The organism is Agromyces sp. NPDC055661 (assembly GCF_053618135.1).
In genome coordinates this window covers 1,504,134-1,521,954 of sequence record NZ_JBSHHC010000001.1, presented here as the reverse complement: position 1 = coordinate 1,521,954, position 17,821 = coordinate 1,504,134, and the positions used below count along the sequence as shown (strand labels likewise).

At 73.0% G+C, this 17,821-nt stretch carries 17 protein-coding genes; 9 read left to right on the top strand and 8 right to left on the bottom strand.

The window, feature by feature from the left end:
* Window positions 1-4: 4 nt before the first annotated feature.
* From ACWGO8_RS06895 to ACWGO8_RS06875, 5 genes are all read right to left on the bottom strand, one after another.
* Window positions 5-1,285: an ROK family protein gene (locus ACWGO8_RS06895; protein ID WP_452042350.1), complete on the bottom strand. Its 1,281-nt coding sequence runs from the start codon at window positions 1,283-1,285 to the stop codon at window positions 5-7.
* Between the two features lie 53 nt (window positions 1,286-1,338).
* Window positions 1,339-2,877, bottom strand: a complete 1,539-nt coding sequence (locus ACWGO8_RS06890; RefSeq protein WP_452042349.1) for a carboxylesterase/lipase family protein — start codon at window positions 2,875-2,877, stop codon at window positions 1,339-1,341.
* Between the two features lie 10 nt (window positions 2,878-2,887).
* Window positions 2,888-4,204 (bottom strand): MFS transporter, encoded by a 1,317-nt coding sequence (locus tag ACWGO8_RS06885; RefSeq protein ID WP_452042348.1) that lies wholly within the window; start codon window positions 4,202-4,204, stop codon window positions 2,888-2,890.
* Window positions 4,205-4,353: 149 nt separating this feature from the next.
* Entirely contained in the window at window positions 4,354-5,577 is a 1,224-nt protein-coding gene (locus ACWGO8_RS06880) for an ROK family protein (protein ID WP_452042347.1), read from the bottom strand.
* Window positions 5,578-5,581: 4 nt separating this feature from the next.
* Window positions 5,582-6,157, bottom strand: a complete 576-nt coding sequence (locus ACWGO8_RS06875; protein ID WP_452042346.1) for a TetR/AcrR family transcriptional regulator — start codon at window positions 6,155-6,157, stop codon at window positions 5,582-5,584.
* Between the two features lie 96 nt (window positions 6,158-6,253).
* Between ACWGO8_RS06875 and ACWGO8_RS06870 the strand changes: the two genes are divergently transcribed.
* The 8 genes from ACWGO8_RS06870 (at window position 6,254) to ACWGO8_RS06835 (ending at window position 13,935) form a co-directional block, all read left to right on the top strand.
* Window positions 6,254-7,531 carry an MFS transporter gene (locus ACWGO8_RS06870; protein ID WP_452042345.1) on the top strand — a complete coding sequence of 426 codons (1,278 nt, stop codon included), beginning with the start codon at window positions 6,254-6,256 and terminating at the stop codon, window positions 7,529-7,531.
* Window positions 7,531-8,337 (top strand): phosphatase PAP2 family protein, encoded by an 807-nt coding sequence (locus ACWGO8_RS06865; protein WP_452042344.1) that lies wholly within the window; start codon window positions 7,531-7,533, stop codon window positions 8,335-8,337. Before ACWGO8_RS06870 ends, ACWGO8_RS06865 begins: the two co-directional genes overlap by 1 nt.
* Window positions 8,334-10,658 (top strand): glycoside hydrolase family 3 C-terminal domain-containing protein, encoded by a 2,325-nt coding sequence (locus tag ACWGO8_RS06860; RefSeq protein WP_452042343.1) that lies wholly within the window; start codon window positions 8,334-8,336, stop codon window positions 10,656-10,658. The genes ACWGO8_RS06865 and ACWGO8_RS06860 overlap by 4 nt, the downstream gene beginning before the upstream one ends.
* A gap of 245 nt (window positions 10,659-10,903) precedes the next feature.
* Window positions 10,904-11,590 carry an RraA family protein gene (locus ACWGO8_RS06855; RefSeq protein ID WP_452042342.1) on the top strand — a complete coding sequence of 229 codons (687 nt, stop codon included), beginning with the start codon at window positions 10,904-10,906 and terminating at the stop codon, window positions 11,588-11,590.
* A gap of 170 nt (window positions 11,591-11,760) precedes the next feature.
* Complete coding sequence (locus ACWGO8_RS06850) at window positions 11,761-12,384, top strand: hypothetical protein (RefSeq protein WP_452042341.1); 624 nt, start codon at window positions 11,761-11,763, stop codon at window positions 12,382-12,384.
* Window positions 12,385-12,563: 179 nt separating this feature from the next.
* Entirely contained in the window at window positions 12,564-12,911 is a 348-nt protein-coding gene (locus ACWGO8_RS06845) for a hypothetical protein (RefSeq protein WP_452042340.1), read from the top strand.
* Between the two features lie 5 nt (window positions 12,912-12,916).
* The gene (locus ACWGO8_RS06840; protein WP_452042339.1) at window positions 12,917-13,453 is read left to right on the top strand and encodes a hypothetical protein; all 537 of its coding nucleotides are present in this window, start codon (window positions 12,917-12,919) and stop codon (window positions 13,451-13,453) included.
* 149 nt (window positions 13,454-13,602) lie between these two features.
* Window positions 13,603-13,935 carry a hypothetical protein gene (locus tag ACWGO8_RS06835; RefSeq protein WP_452042338.1) on the top strand — a complete coding sequence of 111 codons (333 nt, stop codon included), beginning with the start codon at window positions 13,603-13,605 and terminating at the stop codon, window positions 13,933-13,935.
* On the opposite strand, the gene ACWGO8_RS06830 is transcribed toward ACWGO8_RS06835, so the two are convergent.
* Together ACWGO8_RS06830 and ACWGO8_RS06825 are read right to left on the bottom strand one after the other, a co-directional pair.
* On the bottom strand, window positions 13,925-15,322 hold the full coding sequence (locus tag ACWGO8_RS06830) for an alpha-hydroxy acid oxidase (RefSeq protein WP_452042337.1): 1,398 nt from the start codon (window positions 15,320-15,322) through the stop codon (window positions 13,925-13,927). The two genes, ACWGO8_RS06835 and ACWGO8_RS06830, sit on opposite strands and share 11 nt — an antisense overlap.
* A 28-nt stretch (window positions 15,323-15,350) precedes the next feature.
* Complete coding sequence (locus tag ACWGO8_RS06825; RefSeq protein WP_452042336.1) at window positions 15,351-16,109, bottom strand: FadR/GntR family transcriptional regulator; 759 nt, start codon at window positions 16,107-16,109, stop codon at window positions 15,351-15,353.
* A gap of 129 nt (window positions 16,110-16,238) precedes the next feature.
* On the opposite strand from ACWGO8_RS06825, the gene ACWGO8_RS06820 reads away from it, so the two are divergent.
* The gene (locus tag ACWGO8_RS06820) at window positions 16,239-16,742 is read left to right on the top strand and encodes a DUF1707 SHOCT-like domain-containing protein (protein WP_452042335.1); all 504 of its coding nucleotides are present in this window, start codon (window positions 16,239-16,241) and stop codon (window positions 16,740-16,742) included.
* A 28-nt stretch (window positions 16,743-16,770) separates the two neighbouring features.
* Here ACWGO8_RS06820 and ACWGO8_RS06815 read toward each other — a convergent pair whose 3' ends face one another.
* Window positions 16,771-17,757: an NYN domain-containing protein gene (locus ACWGO8_RS06815; RefSeq protein ID WP_452042334.1), complete on the bottom strand. Its 987-nt coding sequence runs from the start codon at window positions 17,755-17,757 to the stop codon at window positions 16,771-16,773.
* Window positions 17,758-17,821: the final 64 nt, after the last annotated feature.

The following is a 17,821-nucleotide window of genomic DNA, read 5'->3' as shown; positions in this document are numbered from 1 at the left end:
CGATTCAGCCGGCCAGCAGGAGCGGCTCGGCGAGCAGCCGCTCACGGGCCTGCCAGCGCGCACCCACGAGCGCGGCATCGGGTCCGACGCGCGCCGCCGAGATGAGGGGGATCGCCTCGAGCGCGCCGCCGCCGATCGCAGGGCGGTTCGAGCGGTACGCGGTGTCGATGTCGGCGATGAGCCGGCCCCAGTAGCCGCCGACCACGACGACGGCGGGGTCCACGGTCGGAGCCACGAGCTGCAGCGCGCGGCCGATCCAGTGCGCGGCGTCGAGCCACGACCAGCGCGCCCGGTCCTCGGCGGCGGCGATGCGCGTCACGAGCTCCTCGAGCGCCGCCGTGTGCCCATGCGTCGCCGCGAGGTGGTCGAGTCCGGCCCGCTCGAGCACGACGTCGGCCGACGCGACCGTGACGAGGCATCCCCGCTGGCCGCATTCGCAGCGGACGCCGTCCTGCAGCACGGGCAGGTGCCCGAACGTCGCGGCGAGCCCGTGGGCGCCGAGCATCGGGACGCCGCCCGCGACGACGGCCGCCGTCACGCCCGTGTCGCCCGAGACGTAGAGCACGTCGTCGACGCCGGGCAGCTCGGCGTGCTCGGCCACCGCGGCCGCGACGGCGGCCGACTGCAGCGTGAGCGGCAGGAGGAGCGACGGCTCGAGCGGCGCGAGGCCCGGGACACGGCCGCGCAGCTCGCCGAGCACGTCGACCGGCTCGGGGCCGAGCGTGCCGTCGTTCACGACCACGGGCGGCGTGCCCGCGACCGCCCCGTCGACGAGCACGGTGACGTCCGCGATCGGGCGCTCCGCGCGCTCGGCCCAGCCGAGGGCTCGCGCCAGGGCGATGCCGTTCGCGTCGAGGGCGAGCGCTGAGGCCGACGGCGCCGGCGGCGCGTCCGCCTCGACGGGATCCGCGACGTCGTCGATCACGTGGATCGCGACGTCGAACCGGGCGAGCTCGTCGCCCGACAGGCTGGCGACCGTCGCCACCGCCTCGTCGACGCGGAGCACGCTCGTGACGACCACGTGGTCGCCTGCGGCGAGCGAGAGCGGGGTCGACCGCCCGTCGCCCGTGGGATCGTGCTCCACCGGTCGCACGATGCCCGCTTCGATGAGCCGGGCCGTGAGTCCGGCGATCGCCCCGCGCCCGAGGCCCGTCGCGTGGGCGAGCTCGCTGCGCGTGGCGCTGCCGTGGGCCACGAGGTGTTCGAGGACGAGGGTGGAGTGCTCCCGATGGACGCCCAGCGGGCCGGTCGACGTGGGAACGGATGTCTCGCCGACGTTCGTCATGTCGCAAGCATGCAACCGCGCATCATCGCCGGTCACGTACCCCGTTCAGGGGGTCAGGCGTCGAGCAGTGCCGCGACCTCCGCGTAGCCGTCGCGTGCGTCGACGATGTCGGGGTCGTCCCAGCGGCGGATGACCCGTGCCGAATCGGTCCACCGCGCCCACCCCGGGTTCCCTCGCGTGACGAACGCGACGGCGGCCGCGTGCACGGAGTCGGCGAGCGCCTGCGGCGGATTCGGCCCGGCGAGCGGCTCCACGCGGTCCGACTCGAGGCAGTCGAAGAAGAACGGCACGTCGAGGCAGTGCACGGATGCCGCGAACTCCGGCGACCGCCACGCGAAGCGGTACACCCAGGTCGGGGCATCCGCGCGCAGGCTCGCGACCTGCGGAATGGTCGTGCGGAAGACCCGGTCGGTGACGTAGCGTCCGAGCACGAACGCGGTGCCCCGCGACCGCACGTCGCGGTTCGCGGCGAGCCACGCCTTCCGGGTCGCCGTCGACATGCCCATGCGGCGGAGTGCGAGGCTCGCGGGGACCCAACGCAGCTTGTCCTTCGCCGGCGTGAACGCCATCGTGAACTCGTCGTCGGTGGCGCCGAGCACGAGCGGGATGCCTGCGCCGACGCCGGCCGCGATGGATTCGCGCGTCGGGCGCGGGATGAGGTCGCCGTCGACGGCCGGTCCCAGCGTCAACCCGTCCTCGAGCAGCGCGCCGAGCTGCGACGCGTCGTCGCCGTCGGGCCGGGTCGCCTGCTGCTGCAGCTCGATGATCCGGTCGGGATCGAGGGTCGAGAGTCCGGCACGGGTCGGCTCCACGCCGCCGAGCTCGGCGACCCGGCGGCCGATGCGCTCGGCGCGATCGGCGGCGACGTCGGCGGTGGCGCCCGAGATCGCGTAGACGCCGTGGAACAGCCCCTGGGCGCGCGGCATCCCGAGCAGCGTGAGCACCGCCCCGCCGCCGGCCGACTGGCCGGCGATCGTGACCCGGCCGGGATCGCCGCCGAACGCCGCGATGTTGTCGCGCACCCACTCGAGCGCGAGCAGCCAGTCGAGCACGCCGCGGTTCATCGGCGCGTCGGAGATCCAGCCGAACCCGTCGAACCCGAGCCGGTAGGAGATCGTCACGGTGACGACCCCGTCGCGGTTGAAGGCGCGCCCGTCGTACCAGGGGCTCGCGGGCGACCCCGCGAAGTACCCGCCGCCGTGGATCCAGACCAGCACCGGGAGCGCCTCGCCCGGCTCCGCCTCCGTGGGGGACGGCGTGAAGACGTTGACGTTCAGCGTCGACTCGCCAGGCACCGACGGCTCGGGGATGAGCGTCACGCCGGGGTCGCCGCGCTGCGCGGTCGCGCCGAACTCGAGGGCGTCGAGCACGCCGTCCCAGGGCGCCTTCGGCACCGGCGCCGTGAACCGGAGCTCGCCGACCGGCGGCTCGGCGAACGGGATGCCGAGGAAGGCCGCCGAGCGGTGGCCCGCGACACCTTCGACGGGCTCGGCCCCTTCGACGGGCTCAGGGGACGCCGCCCGCCACCGGCCGCGGACGCGGCCCGCCCGGGTGTCGACCTCGACGAGGGTCTCGGTGCTGGTCTGGGTCACGGTGATGCTCCTAACGGACGCTCTTGATGGGGATGAGGACGAGCGCCGCGGCGACCACCGCGACGATACCGAAGACGAACAGCATCGGGTAGCCGCCGAACGACGCGATGATGAGGCCCGCGATCGCCGGGCTCATCGCCTGCGGGATGTTCGTGGCGACGTTGAGGATGCCGAGGTCCTTGCCCGCGGCCGCGCCGCCGCCGGGCAGCACCTCGGTCATCAGCGCGGTGTCGGTGGCCATGTAGAGGCCGAAGCCCACGCCGTTCACGACGCTCATGATGATCATGCCGGTGAGGTTCGGCATCACGAGCGGCACCGCCAGCGCCGCGACCATGACCGCGGATGCCGCGTAGATGAAGACCTTTCGGCGGCCGGCGCGGTCGCTCCACCAGCCCGCGAGCACGATCGCCAGCAGCGTGGGCACGACCGCCGCGAGTGCGAGCGTGCCGATGGCGCCGTTCGCCTCGTCGAGGCTGAGGCCGATGTAGTCGGTGAGGATGTAGAGCTGGAACGCCGTGACGACGAAGTAGCCGAGGATGAACAGGAACCGGGCGACGAACGCCCAGGCGAAGTCGGGGTGGCGCCTCGGATCGATCCAGAAGCCGGCGAGGAACGCCGTCCAGCTCCACGGCTCGATGCCCGCATCCTTCGAGGACCAGTCGCGGTTGACGAGCACGAACACGATCGCGACGACGATGACCGCGACGCCGAAGGCCGTGTAGCCGATGCCGACGCTCGCCGCGAGGGCGCCGGCGGCCATGATGCCGATGGTCGAGCCGACCTGCATGCCGACGCCGGCCATCGCGCTGGCCGCACCGCGGCGCTCGCGCGGGAAGCGGTCGGGCGTGATCGCCGTCAGCGGGCCCTGGAGGGCGTTCAGCGCGACCTGGATGACGACCCAGAACACCGTGATCCATACGAGCGAGGCGAGCGAGCCCAGCCCCATGAGGAAGACGCCGCCGATGATCGCGCCGCCGAGCATCCACGGCGCGCGTCGGCCGAGACGCGAGCGGGTGCGGTCGCTGAACGCGCCGACGATCGGCTGCGCGAAGAGCGTGAACACGAACGAGACCGTGGTCACGATCGCGAGGTTGCCGACCTTGTTCTCCTCGTCGAGCAGGGCGACCTGGTTCGGGAGGAGCACGGCGATGAGGCCGGCGTAGGTCGCGAACAGCGCGAGCGACGCGACGAGGATCGAGGGCAGCAGCGACCGCGTGGGCGGCGGGCTCTGCGGCGGCTCGCCGGCGATCGGACCGCTGGAGCTGATCGCGCCGGTGGGGGCGATGGCTGCGGCGGGGTCGCCGGCCGGGGCGGGGGACAGGGACAACGGGACTCCTCTTCGTCGAGCGGTCGTTCGGCCGGACCGGAGGCGATCGTGCGATGCGGCGGGGGCCGTGCTCGCACGCGCGGCATCCGAATACCGAGCGTTGTTCGGGATCATTGTGACCCCGCCCACGAAAAAGTTCAAGTCGTGAACTAAGAGCCCGTCGGCGCCGTCAGCGCGAGCGGGTCCTCGAGCACCGCGATGCGCATGGCCCGTTCGGCCCCCACCATGGGCGCGTCCGTGCCGAACGCGCTCGGCACGACGGCCGGGCCGTCGAGCCCGCGGCCGTCGACCTGCGGGCGGTTCGCCGCGAAGCGCGCGGCGAGGTCGTCGGCGAGCTCGGCCCAGTAGCCGCCCACGACGATGCGCCCGGGATCCGTCGCCATGGCGAGGACCTGCATCGCACGCGCGATCCAGGTCGCGGCGTCGCCCCATGCGGCGGCGGCCACCGGCTCGGCCGTGCGGACGCGGTGCACGAGCTCGTCGAGGGCGGCATCGAGGCCGTCGGTGCGTGCGAACGCGTCGAGGCCGGCCGCGGCCAGCACGACGTCGGGGCCGGCCACCGTGACGAGGCATCCGCGCTGGCCGCACTCGCAGTCGACGCCGTCGGCGACGATCGGCAGGTGCCCGAGTGCGCCCGCGATGCCGTGCGCGCCCGTCACGAGCTCGCCACCCGCGATGAGCGCGCCGCCGATGCCCGAGTCGCTCTTCAGGTAGAGCAGGTCGGCGGGGGAGCCCTGGGCCGCGTGCTCGGCGAGCGCCGCGACCGTCGCGTCGGGCACCAGGCGGATGCCGCCCGCCAGCGTCGGGTCGAGGTCGGGCAGGCGCTCGCGCAGCAGTCCGACGAGGTCGACCCGTCCCCACGCGAGGTCGGTGTCGGCGAGCACGACGGGCGGGTCGCCGCCGACCGGCGCGTACGCGATGACCGTGAGCGCGACCGCCCGCCGGCCCGACGCGCGGAGGTCGTCGAGCGTGGCGGCGATCACCGCGGCGAGTGCGTCGACGACGGGTGCCGGATCGCCCATCGGCCGGCGGTGCCGCCGTCGGTGATCGGCGAGGCGCTGCGACGACAGCGTCGAGGCGACCGCGGTGGCGTGATCGGCGTCGACCGCGGCCGTGACGAGCGCGAGGTCGTCGCCCGTCAGCTCGAGCAGCGTGCGCGGACGACCGCGGCCCTCTGCCGCGACCGAGGCGGCCTCGCGCACGAGCCCGGCGTCCACGAGCGCGCCGACGAGGCTCGTCACCGCGCCGCGCGTGAGTCCGGTCGCGTCGGCGAGCTCGCTGCGCGAGCGCGGTCCGAGCCGGGCGAGCGTGGTGGCGACGAGCCCGAGGTTGTGCCGTCGCACGTCGGCGGAGTCGAGGCTGCGGCGCGGCATCCGCTCAGGCCCGCGTGACGAGCTGCCAGAGGTAGGCGACGTGCTCGGCCATGTCGATCGACGGGTCGAGCATCCACTGGGTCTGCAGGCCGTCGGCGGCGGCGAGGAACAGGTTCGCGAGGCGCTCGGGGTCGATTCCGGGGTCGATGCGTCCCGCGGCCTGCTCGTCGCGCAGGAGCTGCGAGAACATCGCGCGGAACTGCTCGTAGCGCTCGACGAAGAACTCGTGGGCGGGGTGGTCGGGATCGCCCGCCTCGGTCGACACCTGAGCGTAGAGCTGGACGAGCCCGGGGACCTCGGAGTTGTGCCGGATGACGGCGAAGAACCCCTCCATCGGCGTCTCGTTCAGGCCCTCGAACGCCTGGGCGTCGACCTCGTCGCGCTTGCGGAGGATCTCCTGGAAGAGCTCCTCCTTCGACGAGAAGTAGTGCAGCAGGCCGGCCTGGCTGAGGCCCACCGCGTCGGCGAGCTCGCGCACCGAGGTGCGGCGGTAGCCGTTGCGGGCGATCACGTCGAGCGCCGCGGTGAGGATCTCCTCGCGCTTCGCGATGCCCTTCGCGTACGAACCCCTGCGTGCCATACCTGCATGCTACGGACTCGCCGTTGCAAACGAAAACCGAGCGATGTATGGTTTTGCGCACCGCCTCACCGACGAGGCCTCGAAAGGACCCCCACCATGACGACGACGTCAGCGCCTGCATCACTCGTCGAGCCCGACGGCACCGACGAACCCCGCCCCCTCGTCCGCGGCTCCGTCAAGCGGCTGCTCGGCTGGATCATCCCCGCCAACCTCGCCATCTTCATCCTCTGGGGCGCCATCCCCGGCGTGCTGCTGCCGTTGCAGATCACCGGCATCGACCCCGCGAACAAGGTCGCCAACCTCGCCGTCGTGACGACCATCGGCGCGTTCGCCGCGATGATCGCCCAGCCCGTCGCCGGCATGATCTCCGACCGCACGCGCTCCCGCTTCGGCCGCCGCGCGCCGTGGATGGTCGCGGGCGTGCTCATCGGCGGCCTCGCCCTCGTCGGCATGGCGCTCGCGGACGGCATCGCCCAGATCGCCATCGCCTGGACCATCGTGCAGGTCGCCTACAACTTCGCGCAGGGCCCGCTCAGCGCCATCCTGCCCGACCGCGTTCTGCGCGCCGCCCGCGGCACCTTCGCCGCGCTCGCCGGCATGGGCGCCATGCTCGGCGCGCTCGGCGGCCAGGTCGCCGGCTCCGCGCTCGCGTCGAGCATCCCCGCGGCCTACCTCGGCCTCGCCGGCCTCGCCCTCGTCGTCACCGTGCTCTTCGTCGTCTTCAACCCCGACCACTCGAGCCGCGACCAGCAGAACGCGCCGTTCTCGCTCCGGGTGTTCCTCGCCACGTTCTGGGTGAACCCGGTCAAGCACCCCGACTTCTTCTGGGCCTTCACGGGCCGCCTGCTGCTCTACACGGGCTACTTCGCGGTCACGGGCTACCAGCTGTTCATCCTCCAGGACTACGTGGGGCTCGGCGACGCCGCCGTCGCGTCGATCCCGCTGTTCGGCCTCGTCGGCCTCGTCGGCATGATCGCCGCCATGCTCGTCGGCGGGCCCCTCTCCGACAAGCTCGGACGCCGGAAGATCTTCGTCTTCGCGTCGTCGGTGCTCGTCGGCCTCGCCCTCGTCGTGCCCCTCGTGAGCCCGACCTTCGAGGGCTGGCTCGTCTACACGATCGTCGCCGGCATCGGCTTCGGCATGTTCCAGTCGGTCGACCAGGCCCTCATGAGCGAGGTGCTGCCGTCGAAGGACTCGTACGCGAAGGACCTCGGCGTCGTGAACATCGCCGCGACCCTCCCGCAGACCCTCGCCCCGGCCGTCGGCGGTGCGATCGTGCTCGCGTTCGGCGGCTACGCCGCGCTCTTCCCGGTCGGCATCGCCCTCTCGGTGCTCGGTGCGCTCGCGGTCTGGCCGATCAAGGCGGTGAAGTGATGGCGGATGCCGCGAGCGCGCGTGTTCCCGTCGCGTCGACGCCGTCCCGCCCGCCCCGCCCGCGGGGCCTGCTCATCGTCGGCCTCGTCGGCCTGGCCGTCTTCGTCGCCTTCGGCCTCGCGGTCTTCCAGGACGTCGAGCAGCCGTTCACGCAACCGCTCGACGACGCCTGGCGCCGGCTCGTGGGCGCGAGCGCGCTCGACCAGGTGAGCTGGGTCGTGCCCATGTTCTTCCAGTACCTCGGCGAGCTGCCGGGAGCGGTGCTGACGCTGCTCCTCATCCCCGCGTGGCTGTTCATCGTGCGGCGCTGGCGCTCGGCGCTGTTCTTCCTCGCGGCCGAGCTCGCCGGCACCATGGTCGTCTCGCAGCTCACGAAGAACCTCGTCGATCGTCCCCGACCCGCCGACGACCTCGCAAACGGCCTGTTCGGCCCGCTGTTCTCGGTCGACCATGGGTCGTTCCCGTCGGGCCACGCCGTGAGCGGCGGCATCCTGCTCATCGCCGTCGCCGCGATCCTCCCGCCCGCGAAGCGGGTCGTGTGGTGGTTCGTCGGCACCCTCGTCGTGGTCGGCATGGTCTGGCAGCGCACCCTCATCAACGCGCACTGGTTCTCGGATGCCGTCGTCGGCGTCATCGGCGGCGCGAGCGCGACCCTCGTCATCTGGTGGGCGTTCTCGACCCTGCTCGCGAAGGACTACGGCAGGCCCCTCTTCCGGCGCGCGAACTCCGCGCCGGCCCATCCGTCGGCGGCACCGGCCGCCGTCACCGAACCCGCACCCGCACCCGCAATCGAAGGAGCACCATGACCGACACCCTCGACCCCACGACGGATGCCGCGGCATCCGCCGCCGACCGGACCGCGGCGGACGTGGTCGCCGACCTCACCCTCGAGGAGAAGGCGTCGCTCACGAGCGGCGCCGACTTCTGGACCACCAAGCCCCTGGAGCGCGCGGGCATCCCCGCCATCATGCTCACGGACGGCCCGCACGGCGTGCGCAAGCAGCGCGAGGACGCCGATCACCTCGGCATCGGCGACAGCGTTCCCGCGACGTGCTTCCCGCCCGCCGTCGCGCTCGGGTCGTCGTTCGATCCCGAGCTGCTCGAGCGCGTCGGCGTCGCCCTCGGCGAGGAGGCCCGCGCGGAGAACGTCGGCGTGCTGCTCGGCCCCGGCATCAACATCAAGCGCTCGCCGCTGTGCGGCCGCAACTTCGAGTACCTCTCGGAGGACCCGCTCGTGTCGGGCGTCCTCGGCTCTGCGCTCGTGCGCGGCCTGCAGTCGCAGGGCGTCGGCGCGTCGCTCAAGCACTTCGCGGCGAACAACCAGGAGGCCGATCGCATGCGCGTCTCGGCCGACATCGACGAGCGCCCGCTGCGCGAGATCTACCTGCGCGGCTTCCAGCGCGTGGTCGAGGACGAGCAGCCGTGGACCGTCATGTGCTCGTACAACCGCCTGAACGGCGTGTACACCTCGGAGGACCCGTGGCTGCTCACGAAGGTGCTGCGCGACGAGTGGGGCTTCGAGGGCCTCGTGGTCTCGGACTGGGGTGCCGTCAACGAGCGCGTCACCGGGCTCGCCGCCGGCCTCGACCTCGAGATGCCCGCGAGCGGCGGGCGCACCGACGCCGAGCTCGTGGCCGCCGTGCGGTCTGGCGTGCTCGACGAGCGGCTGCTCGACCAGGCGGCGCGGCGCAACGTCGAGCTCGTGCAGAAGGCCGTGCGCGGCGCCGGCCCTTCGACGGGCTCAGGGACCGGGTCGAGCGGCTCAGGGACCGGCGGGTACGACGCCGACGCGCACCATGCTCTCGCCCGCGAGGTCGGCGGCGCGTCGATCGTGCTGCTGAAGAACGACGACGCCGTGCTGCCGCTGGCGGCCGGGGCATCCGTGGCCGTCATCGGCGAGCTCGCACGCACGCCGCGCTACCAGGGCGCCGGATCCTCGCAGATCAACCCGACGCGCCTCGACAGCGCGCTCGACGAGATTCGCCTGCTCGCCGCTGCCGACGTGCCGTTCGCGGCCGGGTACGCCGACGACGGCGTGGTCTCCGAGGAGCTCGTCGCCGAGGCCGTCGCCGCGGCATCCGCGGCCGAGACGGTGCTGCTGTTCCTCGGCGTGCCCGCCGCGCTCGAATCGGAGGGCTTCGACCGCGACGACATCGAGCTGCCGGCGGCGCAGCTCGCGCTCGCCGAGGCGGTCGTGGCGGCGAACCCCCGCACCGTCGTCGTGCTCTCGAACGGCGGTGTCGTGCGCCTCACCGACCTGGCGTCGACCGCGCCCGCGATCGTCGAGGGATGGCTGCTCGGACAGGCCGGCGGCGGCGCGATCGCCGACGTGCTGTACGGCGTCGTGAACCCGTCGGGTCGGCTCGCCGAGACCATCCCGGTGCGGCTCGCCGACAGCCCCGCGTACCTCGACTTCCCGGGCGAGCACTCGCACGTGCGCTACGGCGAGGGCCTGTTCGTGGGCTACCGCTGGTACGACGCGCGCGAGCTCGAGGTCGCCTTCCCGTTCGGGCACGGGCTCTCGTACACGACGTTCGCCTACGGCGACGCGACGGTCGAATCGGATGACGCGGGCCTCACCGTGCGCGTGACCGTGACGAACACCGGCGACCGCGCCGGCTCCGAGGTCGTGCAGGTCTACACCTCGCTGCCCGGATCCGCCGTGGTCCGCGCGCTGCGCGAGCTCAAGGGCTTCGCGAAGGTCGCCCTCGGGGCGGGCCAGTCGCGCGAGGTCGTGGTCCACGTGCGCCGCGAGGACCTGGCGTACTGGGACACGCGCATCGGCGCATGGGTCGTCGAGCCCGGTACGTACGCGGTCGAGGTCGGGGCGTCGAGCCGCGACATCCGCTCGACCGCGTCGGTCGACGTCGAGGGTGCGGCCGTACGCGTGCCGCTGAACCTCGAGTCGTCGATGGGCGAAGTGCTCGCGCACCCCGTGGCGGCGCAGCTCATCCAGCAGGCGCTCGCCGCCGGCGGCGACTCCACCGCCGGATCGCTCATGGCCGACCCGTCGATGTTCAAGATGATGGCGTCGTTCCCGATCGGGCGCCTCGCGTCGTTCCCGGGCATGCCGTTCGGGCGCGAGCAGGTGGAGCAGCTGCTCGCGGCGGCGAACGCGCAGGCGTAGCCGGCCGCACGCGTATGACGGGCCGGGGCCTCGACCCCGGCCCGTCGTGGTGCCCAGGGTGCGAATCCGACGAACCGCAGGAACTTCTGCGCGGCACGCGGTCCGCGGGCGACTCGCGCTCGGCGGGTCGGCCGATGGTTCCTGCGATTCGTCTGCGTCGCCGCTCGCCAGGCGATGGCGGGAAGCGGACGGAGGGCGGCAGGCGCGGGCCTTGCCGCCACGCGCTCGCTCCGTAGCATCGCGGCATGCCCATCGAGATCGTGCCGCCCACCGCCGCCGTTGCCGACGCCGCGCTCCGCCTCGGGGTCGAGGCCCGGCTCGCGCCCGTGTCGCTCCGGCCCCTGCTGCCGACCCCGCCGATCGCCGGGCCCGCGCGTCCGGTGACGCACCTCGGCAGCGTCGACGTGCTGCTCGAGACGATCGACGACGCGCCGCCCGGGGCGGTCATGGTCGTCGACAACGGGGGACGGCTCGACGAGGCGTGCGTCGGCGACCTCATGGTGCTCGAGGCCGAGCGGGCGGGGCTCGCCGGGATGGTGATCTGGGGCCCGCACCGCGACACCGCGCAGCTGCGCGAGATCGGACTCCCGGTGTTCAGCCTCGGCGCGTGCCCGTACGGTCCGCGGCGGGTGCCACCGGCCGGGCGTCGCATGGCGTCCGCGGTGCTCGACGGCGTCGCGGTGGGGGAGGACGACCACGTGTTCGCCGACGACGACGGCGTGCTCGTCGTGGCATCCGTGCACGTCGACGCCATCGTCGAGACGGCGCTCTCGATCCAGCGGACCGAGACCGCCCAGGCCGATCGGATGCGCCGGGGCGAGAGCCTGCGCGCCCAGCTCGACTTCGCGGGCTACCGCGCGCGGCAGGCGGCCGACCCCGAGCTCACCCTGCGCCGGCACCTCACCGAGCGCGGCGGCGCGATCGAGGTCTAGTCAGCCGCGCCGCGCGACATCCGGCCCCGCCCCCCTTGAATCCCGCCTGCGACGGGCGCACAGTGGAAGGAGCCGAGGGAGGTCCCATGCGCGACTCGATGGTTCACACGGATGTCATGCCGATCCTGTCCCCGGGCCGGCACCACTCACCACGGCGCGGGGCCTGTTTCATGGAGTTCGCGTCGTACCTCGCGGGCGAACGCTGGAGCGACCATCCCGCCTGCACGAACGGCACGCTCGCGCACCTCGCCCGCTTGGTGAACGACCGGACGAGCGACCCGGCGCGGGCGAGGCTCACGCCGCTCATCCCGACGGTCATCGGGCTGACCAGCGACGACCCGCTGCTGGACGTGCTCCTCGCGGTGCGGGCCGCGAGCGCCGCACTGCCGATCGCCGCCGAGGAGCGCCAGCGCTCGCAGGCGGTCGGGCTGCGCGTCGCCCTCGAGGTCCTCGCGGATGGTGACGACGCGGTCGTCGCCGACTCGCGTGAGCTCGCGGAGTCCGCGCTCCACGTCGCCCCGTCCGCCGACGAGTGGGCCGCCCGGTTCATCGACGAGATCGGCCGGGGGCGTCGTCCGGGCATGACCACGCGGCAGTGCCGGGGCATCGTGACGGGCGCCGTCGACGGGATCGCACGCGCGTGCGTCGCGGACCCCGACGATCGACTCGTGGCGCTGCTCGCCGCCGCCGTCTCCGACGCGGCGCGCTTCGTGGGCGCGCCGTCCGAGGCGACCGTCCTTCCCGTCGACGCCGACCTCCCCGACCCGGGCGTGCCGGCGGTCGTCCGCGGCTGAGCCGTCCTCGAATGCAGGAAGATCGTGGCATCCGCCGCGTGTCGCGGTCGACGGATGACGCGTGTCGGCCGGTTCTTCCTGCATCCGCTCGTACCCGCAACCCGTTGACGCCGGCACCGGCTCCCCGTAGACCGGGAGTGATCGCGTCGCGAATGCGATCCGAGGAAGGGAGCCGACGGATGGCCGTGAAGCTCAACCAGACCGGGATCCGGCACGCCCGCTCGCTCGTGCGCGACGGCAAGGTCGTGCGCGACGAGCGCGACGCCTGGAGCGAGGACGCGCCGAGCGCCCAGGACGAGAACGACTTCATCGAGAAGCACGGGTGGGGCGAGTACAGCAAGTGGCACCTCGGGGTCGACGACGACATGGATCGCGACACCAAGGGGCACTACAGCTTCCCCTACGGTGACTTCGCCAAGGTGCACCGCTGCGCCGTGATCTCGGCCGAGAGTCGCGCCGGACAGTTCGACCACGACGACATCCGCGACGACGCGAAGAAGCTGCTCGAGCTCATCGACGAGGATTGATCGACATGGCCACGACGACCGAGCGCGACGACCGGAAGCAGGCGAAGTCGGCGATCCGCGCCGCCCGGAAGGCGGAGAAGGAGGCCGGCAAGCTCGCGAAGCAGCTGCCGAAGGGGGCCCCGCGGGCGAAGTTCGAAGCCGTCGTGGCGGACGCCGCGACGACGCGTCGTGCCGCAGAGGCCGGCCGAGACGCGGCACCCCGTCGTGCCGCTCGACAGGCCGCTCGCGCCTCGGCGCAGCTGGAGCGCGCCTCGCTGCGGATGGGCCCGAGCGGCGACGTCGGCAAGGCCAGGGCCACGCCGAAGGACACCGACGCGGAGGCGCGCGCGAAGGCCCGCGCGAAGACGCTGAAGCGCCGTCGCAAGCAGGCCGAGCAGGTGCAGAAGATGGCCAGGTCCATCGCCATGCACACCGTCGTGCAGGCCGTGACGACGCCGACCGAGAAGGAGCAGGCGAAGCAGGACATGAAGGACCTGCAGCGGCGCGCGAAGCGGGTCGAGCTGGCCGGCGGCCGCCGCCGAGCCCGCCGGATCGCGCGCTGATCCGGCGGAACTGTCGCGTCGACGGCTCCATCCCGGGCCCCACCACCGGTGCGTCGCTCCTGACGGCGCACCGACCGGCTCCGTTCGGCGCGTCCGAATGGGGGATTCTCCCGATGCCGAGGCCGATCGGGAAGCCTAGCTTCGGTGTCATGGACCTCGCCGTGTTCGCCGGCGTCGTGTCGACCGGCCTCTTCGTCATGAGCTACCTGCCCATGCTGCGGAAGGCGGCGCGCACCAGGGACCTCTCGTCGTACAGCCTCGGCAACCTCGCGACCACGAACCTCGGCAACCTCGTCTACTCGGTCTACGTGTTCTCGCTCCCGTTCGGACCGATCTGGCTGCTGCACGGGTTCTACCTCGTGGCCTCCGCGCTCATGCTGCTGTGGTTCCTGCGCTATCGGGCGACGTGGAACGCTCCCCGCCCCGCGACGGATGCGCAGGACGGGGAGCGGGTTCGGGACCGGGTGCCGTCTACTTCGTGACGGTCCGGTTGGCGGGCTTCGACGCGGCGGGCTTGGATGCGGCGGCCTTCGTCGCGCCGTTCTTCGACGCCGTCCGGGCGGTCGAGGAGGCGCGCGGCGAGCGCACGGTCGTGGGCTTCGACGCGACCGCGGCCTCCGCGGCATCCGCCACCGGCTTCGCGATGGGCTGGAGCCGGGCGAGCTGCGTGACGTGCTGCGGGCCGAGCTCGTCGAGCGTGGCCACCTCGAGCAGCTTCATCGTGCGCTCGACCTCGGTGCGCAGGATCGAGATGGTCTTGTCGACGCCGCGTCGTCCGCCGGCCATGAGCCCGTAGAGGTAGGCGCGGCCGATCAGCGTGAAGCGCGCGCCGAGGGCGACGGATGCCACGATGTCGGCGCCGTTCATGATGCCGGTGTCGACGTGCACCTCGAGGTCGTTCCCGACCTCGCGCACCACGTGCGGGAGCAGGTGGAACGGGATCGGCGCACGGTCGAGCTGGCGGCCGCCGTGGTTGGAGAGCACGATGCCGTCGACGCCGCGATCGGCGAGGAGCTTCGCGTCCTCGACGGTCTGCACGCCCTTGACGACGATCTTGCCCGGCCAGATCTCGCGGATGATGTCGAGGTCCTCGAACGAGATGGTGGGGTCCATCGCCGAGTCGAGCAGCTCGCCGACGGTGCCGCCCGTCGACGACAGCGACGCGAACTCGAGCTTCGGCGTGGTGAGGAAGTTGATCCACCAGGCGGGCCGCGGGAGCGCGTTGATGATGGTGCCCGGCGTGAGCTGCGGCGGGATCGAGAAGCCGTTGCGCTTGTCGCGCAGGCGGGCGCCCGCGACCGGGGTGTCGACCGTGAAGAAGAGCGTGTCGAAGCCCGCGGATGCCGCGCGCTTCGCGAGTTCGTACGAGATCTCGCGCTTGCGCATCACGTAGAGCTGGAACCAGTTGCGGCCGTTCGGGTTGGCGGCCTTCACGTCCTCGATCGAGGTCGTGCCCAGCGTGGAGAGCGTGAACGGGATGCCCGCCGCGCCCGCGGCGCCGGCGCCCGCGATCTCGCCCTCGGTCTGCATCATGCGCGTGAAGCCCGTGGGGGCGATGCCGAACGGCAGCGCGCTCGAGCCGCCGAGCACTTGGCGGGTCGTGTCGACCACGGGCACGTTGCGCAGGATCGACGGGTGGAACTCCACGTCCTGGAAGGCCTGGCGGGCGCGTGCGAGCGACAGCTCGCCCTCGGCGGCGCCCTCGGTGTAGTCGAACGGGGCCTTGGGCGTGCGGCGCTTCGCGATGTCGCGCAGGTCCCAGATCGTCAGGGCCTTCTCGAGCCGGCGGTCGGTGGGGTTCGTCGTCGGCTTCTTGAACCGCATGAGCTCGGCGAGCTCCTTGGGGTTCGGGAACTGGCGCTGCACCATGGTGTCGCTCTCTCTCGTTGCTGGTGGGTCAGGTCGGGTCGGGAAGGGTCTCGGCGTAGTAGCCCGAGATGTGCTCGTGGACGCGCGAGCGGGCGGCCGCGGCATCCGCTGCGTCGATGGCCTCGACGATGCTCCGGTGCTCGTGCCGCAGGCGGCCCGACGTCGCGCCCCAGTCGTCGATGTTGGCGAGGCCCGCGAGCGCGTAGCCCTCGATGCCGCTGCGCAGGCCGGCCATGGTGGCGGTGATCACCTGGTTGCCGGATGCCTCGGCGAGCGCCAGGTGGAAGGCCGCGTCGAGCGCGAGGAACTCCGACGGCGACAGGCCGGGGACGTCCATGGCGTCGAGCAGGCGTCGGGCGGGGGCGAGGTCGGCGCGCGGGGCCTCGGCGAGGTCGCCCGCCACCGAGGTCTCGAGCAGGAGTCGGGTGCGCACGATGTCGGCGACGGGGAAGCCGCGTGCGGCGACCTGCAGGCGCATGAGCGCGCTCATGCCGCCCCCGGGCGTCGCGATGATGATGGCGCCCGCGGTGGGGCCCGACCCGGTCTGCGTGCGGATGAGGCCGAGCACCTCGAGCACGCGCAGCGCCTCGCGCACGCTCGATCGGCCGACGCCGAGCTCGGCGGAGAGGGCGCGCTCGCCGGGGAGGTGGTCGCCGACCGAGAGGGAGCCCTCGAGCAGCTGCCGCTCGACGTGCTCGAGCACGGTCTGCCAGGCGCGGGGCGTGTCGGGCACGACGGCAGTGGGGGCGTCGGATGCCTCGGGCGCCTGGGATGCCGCAGCGGCCATGCTGCTCGCTCCTCTCGCCCGCTCCGATGTGGTCTGACCACACTAGCACATGTGGTCAGACCACAGCCCGGCGGAAGGAATCCTCCGAAACCCTTCCGCCGCTCGGCCGCATTCGGGCACGCTGGACGCATGAGCGGATACACGTCCCCCGAACGACCCGACCAGCGCCTCAGCGACGCCGAGCGTGAGGAGGCCGTCGGCGGGCTCGCGCAGGCGCACGCGGAGGGCCGCCTCACGACCGAGGAGTACGGGGAGCGGTCCGCGGCGGCGCGCCGCGCGGTGACCCGAGCCGACCTCGTGCCGCTCTTCGCCGACCTGCCGGAGTCCCCCCGGGCCGACCAGGCGGTGCCGCTCGCGGCGACGCCGGGACCGGTGCCCCCGCCGCCGGAGCCGGCCTCGGGCTTCGGCGCGGCCTACCGGGCCGCGGAACCCGTCGATGGCGGCAGCCGCGCGCTCGGCGGGCGCGTCGGGGCCACGATCATGGCGCTGGTCCCGCTGCTCGCCGTCGCGCTGTTCTTCATCACCGGCTTCATGGGCAGCTTCGCCTGGTCGTGGCTCTGGTTCCTGCTCGTGCCGATCGCGGGCATCGTGATCTACGGGCCGGGCGCCGACGGGCGCCGCTCGCGCCGCTGAGCACGCCCGGCGCGTGCCGCGCGCCGGGTCAGCCCTTCTTCGGGCGGATCCGGATGCGGTTCCCCGCCTCGTCGAGTTCCACGACGCCGGCGCGCGACTTCACGAAGTCGCTGAACGAGCCGAACCCGAGCTTGCGCTCCTGGAACGACGGGTCCATGCGCTGCATCTGGTTCTTCACGGCGCCCGACGGCTGCCACTCCTGGTCGTTCCGCGCGCGCAGCAGCTCGAGCGCCTTCAGCAGGAGGCGGCCGGGGTTGCGCGTCGGCGGTGCGGCCGGCGGCGTCGGCTCGGCCGGTGCGGATGCCGCGTCGTCCGGCTTCGACGGCTGGGCGGCGTCGGGCGCGGCATCCGTCGCCTTCTTCGACCGGCCGCGCGACGGCTTCGATGCCGGCTCGGGCGCGGGCCCGGGCTCGGGCGACGCGGGCGGGTTCTCGTCCTCGTCGACCGCGGCATCCGTCGACAGCAGCGCGTCGTAGTCGGCGAACTCGTCGCAGGCGGCGCTGAGGGCCCGGCTGGTGCCGCCCGCCACGCCGATGCCGACGACGTAGGCGCCGAGGCGCTTGGCCTTCTGCGCGAGCGGCACGTAGTCGGAGTCGCCCGCGACGATGACGATGTGGGTGAGTCCGTCGAGGCGGAACAGGTCCTCCACGGCGTCGACGGCGAGGCGGATGTCGGCGCCGTTCTTCATCGACTTCACGAGCGGGAACAGCTGCACGAGGTCGACTGCACGGTCGATGAGCTGGCCGCGGTAGCTCGCATTGACCGGCGTCGACCAGTCGGCGTACGCGCGGGCCAGCGCGATCGTGCCGAACGTCGATGCGTAGTCGAGCACCGCGTCGACGTCGACCGTGGCCTCGACGAGGCGCCCCGCGGCCTGCGTGCCCGAGGCGGGCGCCTTGCTGCGCGAGGTGTCCTTGCGATACGCGCCGTCGCCGTGCAGCTGGTCGTAGCGCGAGATGACGATGTTGTCGAAGTCGAAGTAGAGGGCCACGCGGGGTTCTGCCGAGGCGGGCATGTCGACCTTCCGTCGTTGGGCGTTGTTCCCGATGCTAGCCCGGCCGAGTGTCGCCCACGCGGCG